The organism is Rhodocista pekingensis (assembly GCF_042665545.1).
In the GTDB taxonomy this organism is placed as follows: domain Bacteria; phylum Pseudomonadota; class Alphaproteobacteria; order Azospirillales; family Azospirillaceae; genus Rhodocista; species Rhodocista pekingensis.
In genome coordinates, this window is the sequence record NZ_JBHTCM010000025.1 from 68,872 (window position 1) to 82,066 (window position 13,195).

Sequence of the window (13,195 nt, forward strand, 5' to 3'; positions counted from 1 at the left end):
CGGAAGACCCCGCCGGAGAATGCAGGCCGGGGCGGACGGAGAGGCCGCGTCTGGGGGGCCGATGAAGGTCGTCATTCTCGCGGGGGGACTCGGCACCCGGCTGTCGGAGGAAACCCACCTGAAGCCGAAGCCGATGGTGGAGATCGGCGGACTGCCGATCCTCTGGCACATCATGAGCCTCTACGCCCATCACGGCTTCGCCGACTTCGTGATCTGCCTGGGGTACAAGGGCTATCTGATCAAGGAGTACTTCGCGAACTTCGTGCTGCACAATTCGGACGTCACGATCGACCTGGGGCGGCGCGAGATCACCTATCTGGCCGACCGGGTGAAGCCCTGGCGCGTGACGCTGGTCGATACCGGCATGGAGACGATGACCGGCGGCCGGCTGCGCCGGGTGGCTTCCTATCTCGACCCGGCCGAGCCCTTCTGCATGACCTATGGCGACGGCGTCTCGGACGTGGACATCGGCGCCCTCGTCCGCTTCCACCGCGAGCACGGCAAGGAGGCGACGCTCACCGCCGTGAAGCCGCCCGGGCGCTACGGCGCCACCCGGCTGGACGGCGATCTGGTGAGCGAGTTCGTAGAGAAGCCGGCCGGCGATGGCGGCTACATCAACGGCGGCTTCTTCGTGCTGAACCCCTCGGTGATCGGCCGGATCGAGGGCGACCGGACGCCGTGGGAGCTGGAGCCGTTGCAGTCCCTGGCCGCCGACGGACAGCTTGCCGCCTACCGGCACGACGGCTTCTGGCAGGCGATGGACACGCTGCGCGACAAGACGCAGCTCGACACCCTCTGGCAGTCCGGCCGGCCGCCCTGGAAGGTGTGGGCATGAGCCCGCTGCCCTCCCCCGCCTTCTGGCGCGGCAAGCGGGTCCTGCTGACCGGCCACACCGGCTTCAAGGGGAGCTGGGCCGCGGCCTGGCTGCGGACCATGGGGGCCGAGGTCTCCGGGCTGGCGCTGCCGCCGGAGACGGCCCCGTCGCTCCACGCCCTTCTGAACGGCCCCGTCCCCGAGCCTTGCGTCGATGTGCGCGATCCGGAGGCGGTGGCGCGGGCGGTCGCCGCGGCCCGCCCCCGGATCGTGCTGCACATGGCGGCGCAGGCCCTGGTCCGCCGGTCCTACCGGGACCCGGTGGGGACCTTCGCCACCAATCTGGGCGGGACGGTCGCCCTGCTGGAGGCGCTGCGGCGGGTGCCGGACCTTGAGGCGGTCCTGGTGGTGACGTCGGACAAGGTCTACGACAATCCCGGTGGCGGCCGGCCGCTGCGGGAGGATGACAGGCTCGGCGGCGCCGACCCCTACTCCGCCTCCAAGGCTGCCTGCGAGCTGGCCGTCGCCAGCTTCCGCAGCAGCTACTTCGCGCCGGCGGGGGTTCCCCTGGCGACGGCGCGGGCGGGCAACGTGATCGGCGGCGGCGACTGGTCGGAGGACCGGATCGTCCCGGATCTCTGGCGGGCGCGCCGCACCGGCAGGCCGGTCGAGATCCGTTATCCCGAGGCAACGCGCCCCTGGCAGCATGTGCTGGAGCCCGTCGGGGCGTATCTGGTCTATCTGGAGGCGCTGGCCGCCGACCGGCACGGCCGCCTGCCGACGGCGCTGAACATCGGACCGTCGCCGGACGAGGAACTGTCGGTGCTCGACCTTGCCCGGCGCTTCGCCGACCGGGCCGGGGCTCCGCTGTCCTGGTGCCGGCCGGAGGGGCCGCAGCCGCCGGAGAAGCCGACCCTGACCATCGACGCCGGCCTGATCCGGGAGACGCTGGGCTGGCGCCCGGCCCTGTCCATGGCCGAGGCGGTGGACTGGACGGCTGCGTGGTATGCCGCCTTCGACCGGGGCGACGACATGCGCGCCCTGACCCTTGCCCAGATCGCGGACTATTGCCGGAGGCCGGTGTGAGCGCCCCCCTGTCGTGCCGGGCCTGCGGTGCCCCGCTGCGGCACAGCTTCGTCGATCTGGGCAAGACCCCCCTGGCGAACAGCTATCTGGACCCGGACCGGGCCGGACGGCCGGAGCCCGTCTACGACCTGCATGCCCGCGTCTGCGACGCCTGCTTCCTGGTGCAGGTGGAGGACGTGGTGCCGGCCGAGGCGATCTTCACCGACTATGCCTACTTCTCCTCCTACTCGGAGAGCTGGGTGGAGCATGCACGGCGCTATGCGCTCGGCATGATCGAGCGGTTCGGGCTGGACGGACGCAGCCAGGTGGTGGAGGTCGCCAGCAACGACGGCTATCTCCTCCGGCATTTCGTGGCCGCCGGCATTCCCGTGCTGGGCATCGAACCCGCCGCCAACGTCGCCGCGGTGGCACGGGCGCAGGGCGTGCCGACGGAGACGGTCTTCTTCGGGCGGGAGACGGCGGGCGCCCTGCGCGACCGGGGGCTGACCGCCGACCTGATCGCGGCCAACAACGTGCTGGCGCATGTCCCGGACATCAACGGCTTCGTCGCCGGCATCGCCACGCTGCTGAAGCCGGCCGGCGTCTGGACCGTGGAGTTCCCCCACCTGCTGAACCTGATCGAGCAGGTGCAGTTCGACACGATCTACCATGAGCACTTCTCCTACCTCTCGCTCCTGGCCGTCGAGAGCATCCTGGAGCGGAACGGGCTGCGTGCTTTCGATGTGGAGGAGCTGCCGACCCATGGCGGGTCGCTGCGGGTCTTTGTCGGCCACCGGGGCGGGCCGCACGGTTCCCGCCCCGGGCTCGACGCCGTCCGGGCCAGGGAGGCCCGGGCCGGGCTGGACCGGCTGGAAACCTATGCCGGCTTCGGGGAGCGGGTGCGCAAGGTCCGCGACGACCTGTTGGATTTCCTCGCCCGGGCCCGGCGGGAGGGCCGCTCCGTGGCCGCCTATGGCGCCGCGGCGAAGGGCAACACGCTGCTGAACTACTGCGGCATCGGCACGGATGACATCCGGTTCGTCGTCGACCGCAGCCCGCACAAGCAGGGCCGCCTGCTGCCCGGCAGCCACATCCCGATCCTGCCGCCGGAGGCCGTGGAGCGTGAGCGGCCGGACTACCTGCTGATCCTGCCGTGGAACCTGCGGGAGGAGATCGCCGGCGCCATGGCCGGCATCCGCGGCTGGGGCGGGCGCTTCGTCGTGGCCATCCCGCACCTGGAGGTCTTCTGATGCGGTTCTCCGGGACCACGATCCCGGGCGTGACGGTCGTGGATCTGGAGCCGGTCCGGGACCGGCGCGGCCATTTCGCCCGGAGCTTCTGTGCCGACAGCTTTGCCGAGCAGGGGTTGCCGACGGATTTCCCGCAGCACAGCCTCTCCTTCAACGCGGTCGCCGGCACGGTGCGCGGCCTGCATTTCCAGCTTCCGCCCCATGGCGAGCCGAAGCTGATCCGCTGCACGCGGGGCGCCATCTTCGACGTTGCCGTCGATCTCCGCCCGGAGTCGCCGACCTGGAGGCAGTGGGTCGGGGTCGAGCTGTCGGCGGCGAACGGCCGGGCGCTCTACATCCCGCCCGGTCTGGCCCACGGTTTCCAGACCCTGGCCGATGAGACAGAGGTCCTGTACCTGATGGGCGCGCGCTACGTGCCGGAGGCGGCCCGGGGTTACCGCTGGAACGACCCCGCCTTCGCCATCGACTGGCCGCGTCCCGTGAGCGTGATCTCCGAGCGCGACATCTCCTATCCGGACTTCGCCGGCGGTTGAGGCGCCGGGTACGATCCCGGCTCAGGCCGTCAGGGTGTCGATCGCGATCAGCGGGACGGCCCAGCCCATCTGTCGGCAGAGCGCCCGGATTTCGTCCAGGTACATGGGGTTGAGCACGATCACATGATCGGCACCGGCCGTCCTGGCGTCGGCCGGGGAGAGGATCGGCAGGGCGGATTTCGGCAGGAAGCGGCCCTGCTTGGCCGGGTTGATGTCCACGGCGAACCGCGGGCGGACGCCGGCCTCCTGCATCAGGAGCGCGAAGGTGCAGCCCTTCGCCCCGGCCCCCCACAGCGCCACCGTCCCCTCCCCCGACAGCCGCGCCAGCGAACGGGACAGGGCCGCCGTCCTGCGGGCCAGGGCCGCGCCGGCCGGAGCGGGGTCCATGGGGACTTCCGTCGGGTCCGGCAGCACCTCCCCAGCGCGGCGGGCATGGGCGTGGCAGAGCAGGTACTGGTCGCCGAAGACCCGCTCGATCCGGTCCACGGCGAAGCCGGTGGCGGCGAGCGCCAGCTCCAGCGCGCGGCCCGAGAACAGGCTGCAATGCTCGTAGAAAAGGTCCTCGATCGCTCCGTTGCGCAGAATCCAGTCCACGTCCGGGGTTTCGAGCACCAGCCGGACGCCGTCCACGGTCCGGACGGCGTCCAGGATCGACCGCAGGAACGCCCGGGGGTCCGGGACATGCTCGATGGTGTGGCGGGAGATCACGAGACCCGGCCGCACCCCGGTGGCGGCGAGGGCGTCGGCGTCCAGCAGGCCGGCCGCCAGGACCGGCCGTCCGTCCGGGGCCGGCTTGCGCAGGGCCGGATCGAACCCGGCCGCCCGGCCCAGCCGGTCGCCGTGCGCCGCCAGCAGGCCGCGCAGGAAATCGCCCTGGCCGCAGCCGACCTCCACCACGTCCGGCCGCTCCCCCGGCGGCAGCCGGTCCAGGATCGCGGCCATCACCTCCCCCACATGCCGGCCGAACACGGCGGAATGGGTCTGGCAGTTCTCGTAGCTGCCGTCATAGGCCGTCAGGGCCGGGTCGAAGGCGGCATTCCAGACGAAGCCGCAGGCGTCGCACCGGAACAGTCTGAGCTGCCCCGTCGGCGCCGCCTGGGCCGCCGCCGCGCTCGCATAGGCGACGTTCTGGAAGACGGGGAAGTCCCGCCGGGCATGGAGATCGCGGACCGAAGCCGAGTCGCAGATCGGGCAGTGCGCGGAGCCCACGGGCCATCTCCCCAAGACGTGTTCCTGAACGATACGGGGGGGCCGGAAGACGGGTCAAGGCGGAGCCAGGGGGCGTCGCGGCTGCCCGTGCGCAGGAAAGGTGACGCCGTCGGGGGCCGGCGACATACTGCCCGGAACGGGAAGCGCGACGGGGGAGAGTTCCGGCCATGAAACTGACGATCGACACCGATGCCCGGACCATCGAGATCGCCGAGGGCGGCGAGCCCCGGCGCATCGACCTGTTCTCCGCCGAGGGCTATGCCCGGGTGGCGACGCTCTGGCGGGATGTCGGCTGGGTGCAGAAGCACTCCTACAGCTTCACCTGGATGGGGCGCCCGATCATCCAGTTGCCGGAGGATCTGGTCCGGTTGCAGGAGGCGATCCATGCCGTGCGGCCGGACGTGATCGTGGAGACCGGGGTCGCCCATGGCGGCTCGCTGGTGTTCCACGCCAGCCTGATGAAGGCGATGGGCCACGGCCGCCGGGTCATCGGCGTGGATGTCGAGATCCGGCCGCACAACCGCGCGGCCCTGGAGAGCCACCCGCTGGCGCCGATGATCGACCTGATCGAAGGGGATTCCGTGGCGCCGGAGACGGTCGGGCGGGTCGCATCCCTGATCGCGCCGGGCGACACCGTGATGGTGATTCTGGATTCCAACCACACCCGGGCGCATGTGGCCGCGGAGCTGGCCGCCTACGCCGGGCTGGTCAGCCCCGGGTCCTACCTGCTGGTGACCGACGGGATCATGGGGGACCTCGCGGGCCTGCCGCGCACCCTGCCGGAGTGGCAGTGGGACAACCCCCGTCAGGCCGCCGTGGAGTTCCTGGCCGCCCATCCGGAGTTCGAGGAGGTGGGGCCGCCGCGCCCCTTCGACGAGAGCGCCGGCTGCACGGACATCACCTATTTCCCGGGGGGATGGCTGCGCCGGCGGCGCTGACCTGCGCCCAGTAGGCGACGACCCGGTCCAGACTGTCGGCCAGCGGCGTCACGGCGTAGCCGCCGGTCAGGCGGTCGCGCCGTCCGGAGGCGGCGACGATCCGCGGCGCGTCACCCGGCGGCATCGTGTCCGGCCAGCTCACGAGGTCCGGGCGGCCCAGCCGGGTGCCGATCGCCAGGGCCAGGTCCTTCAGCGCGATCCCCCGGCCGCTGCCCAGATTGACGGGGCCCCCGCCGCGGCCGGCCAGCAGGGCGGTGATCATCGCGGCCGCGTCGCGGACATCCACGAAGTCGCGCACCAGATCCGGCCGCTGCACGACGACCGGCCGTCCTGCCCTGAGGCTGAGGATGGTGGACGGGACGAGGCGGACCGGACGCTCCCCCTCCCCGAACGGGATGAACAGGCGGCCCCAGACCAGATCGTCCGGGCGCCCGGCGAACAGGGCTTGCAGGTCCCCATGCAGGGCGATCTTCGCCTCGGCATAGGGGGAGGTGCCGCGGACCGGGGTTGCCAGCTCGTCGCAGTCGGCCTCCCGGGGCGGGTCGTATTCGAGGCAGGTGCCGAGGGCGACGAGGCGGTGTCCTCCGGCGTCGAGGAAGTCCGCCGCGAGCCTCCGCGCGGCATCCCGGTGGGCCGCGTTGAGCGGTGAGACGAGATAGTCGGCCGGGTCCACATGCCAGCCGCACAGGACCAGATGGCTCGGGCGCAGGTCCCGCACCAGCGCCCGCAGCGCGGCGGGGTCCAGCAGGTCGGCCGGATGCGTCGCGGCGGCGCCGGGCACGGGACCGTCCGCCCGGACGACGGCATGCACCCGGGCGCCCGCGCGGGCGAGATCGGCGACGACGGCACGGCCGACGAAGCCAGAGGCGCCTGTGACCAGGACGGTCGCTTCACCCGGTCCGGGCATCGGTCCGGGTCAGCCCAACGACCACATGGCGGCCAGGAGCTTCTGCGCCCGGGCCCCGTCCGCCGTCCGCGGATCGCGCAGGTTGGCGAGGAACCGTTCCTCCCCCGGCTCGACCCGGCCCCGTTCCAGGAACAGTCCCCAGCGCAGGAGCTGGAGCGAGCGCAGGTCCAGTTCCTCCCGCAGCGATTCGGGATCGACCAGGATGTTCGCCGCCATCGAGGCGCCGGCGACGAGATCCAGCACGAGGTTGCGGAAGTGGGCGTAACGCTGGGAGAAGGCCGGGTTGAACATGAGGTGGGGGAAGACGTTGGGGTCGCGCTGCGCCCCCATCCGCGTGCCGGTGTTCTGGTCGTGCAGCCGTCGGATGAAGCCGATGCCCTCCAGCACCTTCGTCCGCCCCACGGCCACCGGGACGCAGGCGTCCAGATACTGCGAGAACATCGGATCGCCCTCGAACAGGGCGATGTGGTGCAGCCGAAGATCGACCGAGTCCGCCCGTTGCAGCGAGTACCAGAGGTGGTGGTAGTGCTGGAACAGATGCAGGATGCGTTCCCGCGGGGTGGCCTGTTCGTGCGACCAGACGGGATAGGCGCTGACCTGGAACGCCTCGGTGCCCGACGGATCGCGGCCGCGCGAGACGCGCAGGGCGCGGCCCATGGCGGCGGAATAGTCCGGATTGGCCAGCAGGAACTCCTCGCACGCCGCCATCATGACCGGGTCCATGATGTCGTCGTCGGGATGGATCACGAGGAAGCGGCCCCGCGCCTGTGCCCGGAGGTCCTTGAGACGGAGATGGTATGCCACCTTGCTGTCATGCTGGCAGACATGCAGGTTGCCGAGCCGGCCAGCCTCCGCCAGGGCGCAGACCTCCCCGTAGGCGGAGTCCATCGCGCCGACGATGATCTGGACCTCGGGTGTCTCGTCCGCGAACAGCCGCAACGCCGGCGCCAGATAGGGGGCTCGCCCCGGAAGCACCGGAATCAGGATCGAGGTGTGTTCCAGCATGGCTTCGGTCCTTCATGCCGGCTGGGACGGGTGGTCAGGCGGCCCGGATGGCGGAAAGGGCCTGCGACCAGCGGTCCCAGTCTTCGCCGTGGATGATGGACAGCCTAGCACCGGGCCCCCCCGCCAGTCGTGCGGCGAGGCGGACATGCGGCGCTTGGCTCACCGGATAGGCGTCGATCGCCGCAAATGCGGGCTTGCCCATGGCCAGGGCCAGATAGCAGTAGGGGCCCAGGCTGCCGGCGAAGGCCCGCGCCTGGGCCAGGGCGGCCGTCTGCACCGCCAGAGGGGCCGGCGGCACACCGTCCAGAACCGGCTGCACCAGCGGCGCGTCAGCGGGCAGCGGCAGGCTCTGGTCGCCGCCGGGCACCAGCGTCGCCAGATCGACCAGGGTCAGCCCGTCCACCCCGAAGGCGATGCTGGCCGTGAAGTTGGCGTTGAAGTCGCTGGGCGCGAAGCTGTCCCCGATGTCGAACCGGGTCGCCAGATCGGCCAGGGGGGCGCATCCGCCGCCGGCGGCCGGCCACCCGGCGGGATAGGGCGCCAGCAGGGCGAGCGCGTGGTCCAGCGGCGCCGTGCCGGTCCAGTAGTGCCGCAGCACCTGGAACATGATCGCCGGATGCAGCACATGGCACTGCATGAACCCGAGATGGTCGGCGCAGTCCTGGAGGATCACCCCGTCCACGTCGGCCATGGTGTACTGGTTCAGATAGCCGGCCACGTCCACCCGTTCGGACAGCATCGGGCCAAGCCGGTCATCCGGGTAGACATCCGCGAGGTCGAGGGTCCGGTCGAACAGGTCCGCGTACCAGCCGCCGCTGCCGCCGCGGCAGACGGCGATGCAGCGCCCGGCCGGCAGGCCGAAATCGTCCGCCATCCGGCGCAGGAAGGGAATCCAGTACAGGATCTCGTGGCTGACATCGCCGATCCAGGGGCCGACCAGGATCGGTCCGTCCGTGGCCGCCAGGGCCGCGATCTGCCGCCGGACCTGATCGCCGGCCCGGGCCGTGCCCAGGGCGTGGAAGCGCGCCGCCTCGGCATCCAGCCCCAGCAGCCCGTGCAGGTGGCCCAGCAGCAGGGGCGGGGCGGGATCGTCCTCGCTCTCCGTCAGCGCCCGCAGCATCGGCTCCGCCTCCCGGTAGAGGCCGTTGGCGAGCATGAGTTCGGCCAGGACCCCCGGCTTCATGCTGTCGCGGGCGCCGGCCTCGCTCAGGGAGCGGGCGACACCGGTGGCGGTTTCGGTGTCGCCGGCGGCGAGCGCGCCATCAACGAGGCGGAGGGCGCGGAGCAGAACGTCGGACATGCGGTTCCCGGGAGGGCTGCGGGGAAGCTGGGCAGGGGCTCAGAGCGCCACGGCCGGGTGGACGGGCGCGTCCTCGCTGGTCAGGTCGGCATAGCCGATCGCCTCGTCCTCCGCCAGCGGGCGGGTCAGCCGCATCCCGACCAGATGGTCGGCGTGGTAGGGCGGCAACCCGTCGTTCGGCGCCTTGAAGGCGAGGTCCTCCAGCGTGAGGACGTGACCGGCCGGCAGGTCGCGCGCCGCGACGATCTTCTTCGCCATCTTGTAGAGGGGCTTCTCCTCCGACGGGTAGCGGCGCTTGACGCCGTCGCCCAGCGCGATTCGGGCCCGCTTCAGGTCGCGCACCATCTTCTCCAGCCCGCTGTGCTCCAGCGAGAAGGCATGGTCGGTGCCCTTCATGGCGCGGTTCAGGGTGAAGTGCTTCTCCACGATGCGCGCGCCCAGCATGTAGCCGGCCAGGGCCATGGCGATGCCGCTGTCATGCGATGACAGGCCGACGACCGTGGTCGGGAACGCCTCCCGGAAGGTCTGGATCACCCGCAGATTCATCTCCTCGAAGGCCGGTGGATAGCCCGAGGTGCATTGCAGGATGGCGAGCTTCGGGTTGATCTCCATCACCGTGTCGTAGGCGCGTCGCACATCGTCCATGTCCGCGCCGCCGGTGCTCATGATGATCGGGCGGCCGATGCGGGCGACATGGCGCAGCAGCGGCGTGTTGGTGATGTCCCCCGACGCGATCTTGTAGGCCGGCATGCCGATGTCGGCCAGGAAGTCGGCGCTCTTCAGGTCGAAGGCGGTGGAGAAGAAGGTGATCCCGATTTCCCGCGCGTGCAGCTTGAGCTGGATGTAGTCGTCGCGGCCGAACTCCAGGAACTCCCGGTGGGCGCCATAGGTCGCGCCGAAGGCGTTCTCGGAGTGGTACGGGCTGTCGTACATCTCCCGCGTGAACAGGGCCCGGTTGTCACGCTTCTGCAACTTGACCGCGTCGGCGCCGCACATCTTGGCCAGGGAGAACAGCTTCATGCACTGTTCGAGGTTGCCCTGGTGGTTGTGGCCGATTTCCGCGATGACGTAGCAGTCGCCCCCGTCGTCGATGAGGCGGCCGTCGATCTCCAGTTCTCTGACCGCGGGTGCTCTGGCCACGGGTTCACGGTCCACGGGACTGCTCCTTCTGGCCGGGCCATCGGACCCGGCGGGCCACGGGCCCCGAAGCCACGCCGTCATCCCACGGAAAGAGGCCGCGGAAAAAGAGCCGGACCGGCGGTCGGGGTTACTCCATCCGGGATAGAATAACATAATTAAGGAAGTGTTGTACCCTTGCGGTTCCAAGCTCTCGGCATGTCGAACCGTGTCGGATTCCGGATACCGGCACCGCCGGGGCTGCGTCAGATCGCCGTCCAGCCACCGTCCACCACGAGGTCGGAACCGGTCATGTAGCGCGCGGCCGGGCTGGCGAGGTAGAGGACCGGCCCGACATAGTCGGCCGGATCGGCCATGCGCCCGATCGGGATGCGGCCCGTATAGGCGGCCAGGAAGGCCGGGTCCTGGTGGTTGAAGACGCCGGCCAGGACCAGCGTGTTCACCCGCACGCCCTTGCGCCCCCAGTAGGCCGCCAGATACCGCGTCAGGTTGTGCAGGGCCGATTTGGAGGTCGAATAGGCCACCGGCTTGTAGAAGACCTCCCCGCGGTCGCGCCGGTAGGCGTAGATCTCCTGGTCCGGCGAGACGACGCCGTAGATCGAGCTGACATTGACGACGGAGCCGCGGCCGGCCTCGGCCATCGCCCCGCCGAACACCTGGCAGCAGAGGAAGACGCCTTTCACGTTGACCGCCATCACGCGGTCGAAGGAGGCCTCGGGGTAGTCCTCGAACGGCCCGGTCTCGGCCGCCGCCGGAACGTCGGGCGGGGTGTCGATGCCGGCATTGTTGATCAGCACGGTGGGCGTTCCGAAGCGCGCCCGGACCTGCGCCAGCACCGCTTCCAGGGCGGCCCGGTCGGTCACGTCGGCCGCCACCGGCAGCAGCCGGTCCGAGGCGGCCAGCGCCCCCAGGCGGCGGGCCAGCAGGTCCGGATCGACGCCCCGGTCCAGGGCCACCACCCGCGCCCCGCGCTCCAGGAACGCCGCCGCATAGGCGCCGCCGAGCTGTCCGGCCGCGCCGGTGACGACGACGGTCTCCTGCGACACGTCGAAAACCGGGTCCATGGGTCTCCTCTCCCCTGTCCTGTCCGGGGCATCTGCCACTGCGGGCGCCGTCACGGCCGCAGCCGGGCGAGGATGCCCGCGGCCAGGGAGTCGCGGTCCAGCCCGTGGGCCTTCAGCACCTCGTCGTTGCGGCCGCAGTCCGGCAGCCGCTCGACGCAGAAGCGCAGCAGCGGTGGGCTGCCGGACCGGGCTGCCAGCGCTTCGGCGATGCGGTCGCCCTGGCCGCCGATGCGGAAATGGTTGTCGATGGAGACGACCAGCGGCAGCCCCGCCAGCGTCTCCGCCAGCCAGCCGGGGTCCACCCGGTTCAGCCAGGGCAGGTCGATCAGGGCGAGCCGCAGCCCCTGCTCCCGCTCCAGCCGGTCCAGGGCGTGCCAGGCTTCCGTCAGCATGACGGGGCCGTAGGCGATCACGGCGCCATCGCGTCCCGGCCGCAGCACGGTTCCCCGCCCCGGCTCCGGTGTCCAGCCGTCCGGCAGGGCGAAGGGCACGTCACAGGGGATCGAGACCAGCCGCAGGTAGCTGGCCGCCGGGGCCGCTTCCAGGCACCAGCGCAGCAGCGGCCCCACCGCCGCGGGACAGGACGGTTCGACCATGGTCAGGCCCGGCATCGCGCCCATGGCGGCGAGGTCGCGCACCGACTGGTGCGAGTGGCCCGGCCCCGCCGGCAGCAGTCCGGCGAGCGACCCGACGAAGACGATCCGCTTTCCTTCGGAACAGGCGTTGTAGATCTGCTCGTTCGGCCGCGCGGTGAGGAAGCAGGCGAAGGAATGGACGACCGGCAGCAGCCCGGCCAGGGCCATGCCGCTGGCCTGGGAGACCATGTCCTGTTCGGCGATGCCGCATTCGATGAAGCGGTCCGGGAACCGGTCGCGGAAGGGGATCAGCCCCGTATCCAGGATCAGGTCGGCATCCAGCGCCACCAGATGCGGGAGGCGCCCGGCCGCGTCCAGCAGCGCCTCGGTGTAGGCGGGGATCAGGCGCACGCCGGGCGGCGCGGCCGTCGCCGGCACGGTCTCCGCCTCCAGCACCAGCGGGGCGGCGCCGGCGGCGGCGAGTCGGCCATTGATCCGGTCCGCCAGTTCCTGCGTCGCGCGGGCGTAGTCGGGCCGCGACGGGGCGCCGCTGTGGAACCTGTAGAACTCCTGCTCCGGGGGCAGGGCCGTATGCTCCATGAAGGAGACGCCCCTGCCCTTCACCGTGTCGGCGATCAGGACGCGCGGTCCCGGCAGAGCCAGCAGCGCGTCCAGGGCGGCCGCCACCGCGGGGATGTCATGCCCGTCCGCCCGCAGCACGGACCAGCCGAAGGCGCGGAACTTCGCCTCCAGATCGCCCAGGTCGCTGACCCGGCGCACGAAGGTGTCGGACTGGAGCTTGTTGTGGTCCACGATGGCGACGATCCCGTCGCTGTGCCGGTTCGCCGCCGAGACGAGCGATTCCCAGACCTGCCCCTCCTGCAACTCGCCGTCGCCGGTCAGCACGAAAAGCCGCCGCGGCGGGCGGCCGGCCACGCGGTCGGCCTCGGCCATCCCCTTGGCCTTGGAGATGCCCATGCCCAGGGAGCCGGTGTTCGCCACCATGCCGGGGATGGCGACGTCGGGATGTCCCGGCAGCCCGCCCAGCCGGCGCAGCCCGTGGATCTTCTCGAACGGAAGCGTGCCCAGCGCCGTCAGCACGGCATAGAGGCCGGGCGCGTCATGCCCCTTGGAGGAGAAGTAGAGGTCGTGTCCCGGCCGCAGGACGCAGAGGTGCAGCCAGGAGACGATGTCCAGGCTGGAGAAGCTGCTGCCGATATGGCCCGAGCCGGCCCGGGTGATCATGTAGAGCGTGTTCAGCCGGCACAGATCCGCGAACAGGGCGGCGCGCTCCGGCGGGGCCAGCGGCAGGTCCAGCAGGCGGCGGAACTCCGCCTGCGGCACATGGAACAGGGCGCCGGCTTCGTTCGAGAGGGTGATCTGCTCGCCCATGGGGCCG

General features: G+C 71.2%; 12 protein-coding genes. 5 read left to right on the forward strand and 7 right to left on the reverse strand.

Features of this window, described 5'->3' with window-relative positions:
• Window positions 1-61: 61 nt before the first annotated feature.
• From rfbF to rfbC, 4 genes are read left to right on the forward strand one after another with little or no spacing between them, the layout of a single operon-like run.
• Window positions 62-835, forward strand: coding sequence for a glucose-1-phosphate cytidylyltransferase (rfbF, locus tag ACFQPS_RS17615; RefSeq protein WP_377360527.1), 774 nt, complete (start codon window positions 62-64; stop codon window positions 833-835).
• The gene (gene rfbG / locus ACFQPS_RS17620; RefSeq protein ID WP_377360528.1) at window positions 832-1,899 is read left to right on the forward strand and encodes a CDP-glucose 4,6-dehydratase; all 1,068 of its coding nucleotides are present in this window, start codon (window positions 832-834) and stop codon (window positions 1,897-1,899) included. The genes rfbF and rfbG overlap by 4 nt, the downstream gene beginning before the upstream one ends.
• A complete protein-coding gene (locus tag ACFQPS_RS17625) occupies window positions 1,896-3,128 on the forward strand; it encodes a class I SAM-dependent methyltransferase (RefSeq protein ID WP_377360529.1) in 1,233 nt (410 codons plus the stop codon). Before rfbG ends, ACFQPS_RS17625 begins: the two co-directional genes overlap by 4 nt.
• Entirely contained in the window at window positions 3,128-3,661 is a 534-nt protein-coding gene (gene rfbC, locus ACFQPS_RS17630; protein ID WP_377360530.1) for a dTDP-4-dehydrorhamnose 3,5-epimerase, read from the forward strand. Before ACFQPS_RS17625 ends, rfbC begins: the two co-directional genes overlap by 1 nt.
• 21 nt (window positions 3,662-3,682) lie before the next feature.
• Here rfbC and ACFQPS_RS17635 read toward each other — a convergent pair whose 3' ends face one another.
• The gene (locus ACFQPS_RS17635; RefSeq protein WP_377360531.1) at window positions 3,683-4,870 is read right to left on the reverse strand and encodes a class I SAM-dependent methyltransferase; all 1,188 of its coding nucleotides are present in this window, start codon (window positions 4,868-4,870) and stop codon (window positions 3,683-3,685) included.
• A gap of 167 nt (window positions 4,871-5,037) precedes the next feature.
• On the opposite strand from ACFQPS_RS17635, the gene ACFQPS_RS17640 reads away from it, so the two are divergent.
• Window positions 5,038-5,808, forward strand: a complete 771-nt coding sequence (locus ACFQPS_RS17640; protein WP_377360532.1) for a cephalosporin hydroxylase family protein — start codon at window positions 5,038-5,040, stop codon at window positions 5,806-5,808.
• Here the strand turns inward: ACFQPS_RS17640 and ACFQPS_RS17645 are convergent.
• From ACFQPS_RS17645 to ACFQPS_RS17670, 6 genes are all read right to left on the reverse strand, one after another.
• Complete coding sequence (locus tag ACFQPS_RS17645) at window positions 5,768-6,715, reverse strand: NAD-dependent epimerase/dehydratase family protein (protein WP_377360533.1); 948 nt, start codon at window positions 6,713-6,715, stop codon at window positions 5,768-5,770. The two genes, ACFQPS_RS17640 and ACFQPS_RS17645, sit on opposite strands and share 41 nt — an antisense overlap.
• A gap of 9 nt (window positions 6,716-6,724) precedes the next feature.
• Window positions 6,725-7,720, reverse strand: a complete 996-nt coding sequence (locus ACFQPS_RS17650) for a glycosyltransferase family 2 protein (protein ID WP_377360534.1) — start codon at window positions 7,718-7,720, stop codon at window positions 6,725-6,727.
• Between the two features lie 34 nt (window positions 7,721-7,754).
• Entirely contained in the window at window positions 7,755-9,020 is a 1,266-nt protein-coding gene (locus tag ACFQPS_RS17655; protein ID WP_377360535.1) for a hypothetical protein, read from the reverse strand.
• Between the two features lie 39 nt (window positions 9,021-9,059).
• On the reverse strand, window positions 9,060-10,175 hold the full coding sequence (locus ACFQPS_RS17660) for an N-acetylneuraminate synthase family protein (RefSeq protein ID WP_377360536.1): 1,116 nt from the start codon (window positions 10,173-10,175) through the stop codon (window positions 9,060-9,062).
• Between the two features lie 227 nt (window positions 10,176-10,402).
• Window positions 10,403-11,221 carry an SDR family oxidoreductase gene (locus tag ACFQPS_RS17665; protein ID WP_377360537.1) on the reverse strand — a complete coding sequence of 273 codons (819 nt, stop codon included), beginning with the start codon at window positions 11,219-11,221 and terminating at the stop codon, window positions 10,403-10,405.
• Window positions 11,222-11,271: 50 nt separating this feature from the next.
• Window positions 11,272-13,188: a transketolase C-terminal domain-containing protein gene (locus ACFQPS_RS17670; RefSeq protein WP_377360538.1), complete on the reverse strand. Its 1,917-nt coding sequence runs from the start codon at window positions 13,186-13,188 to the stop codon at window positions 11,272-11,274.
• Window positions 13,189-13,195 lie beyond the last annotated feature (7 nt).

Excerpts from the sequence above, each read along its gene's own strand:
- ACFQPS_RS17655 (WP_377360535.1), bottom strand. The coding sequence starts at position 9,020 with ATGTCCGACGTTCTGCTCCGCGCCCTCCGCCTCGTTGATGGCGCGCTC.
- ACFQPS_RS17665 (WP_377360537.1), bottom strand. The coding sequence starts at position 11,221 with ATGGACCCGGTTTTCGACGTGTCGCAGGAGACCGTCGTCGTCACCGGC.
- rfbG (WP_377360528.1), top strand. The coding sequence starts at position 832 with ATGAGCCCGCTGCCCTCCCCCGCCTTCTGGCGCGGCAAGCGGGTCCTG.
- rfbF (WP_377360527.1), top strand. The coding sequence starts at position 62 with ATGAAGGTCGTCATTCTCGCGGGGGGACTCGGCACCCGGCTGTCGGAG.
- ACFQPS_RS17670 (WP_377360538.1), bottom strand. The coding sequence starts at position 13,188 with ATGGGCGAGCAGATCACCCTCTCGAACGAAGCCGGCGCCCTGTTCCAT.
- ACFQPS_RS17650 (WP_377360534.1), bottom strand. The coding sequence starts at position 7,720 with ATGCTGGAACACACCTCGATCCTGATTCCGGTGCTTCCGGGGCGAGCC.
- ACFQPS_RS17640 (WP_377360532.1), top strand. The coding sequence starts at position 5,038 with ATGAAACTGACGATCGACACCGATGCCCGGACCATCGAGATCGCCGAG.
- ACFQPS_RS17645 (WP_377360533.1), bottom strand. The coding sequence starts at position 6,715 with ATGCCCGGACCGGGTGAAGCGACCGTCCTGGTCACAGGCGCCTCTGGC.
- rfbC (WP_377360530.1), top strand. The coding sequence starts at position 3,128 with ATGCGGTTCTCCGGGACCACGATCCCGGGCGTGACGGTCGTGGATCTG.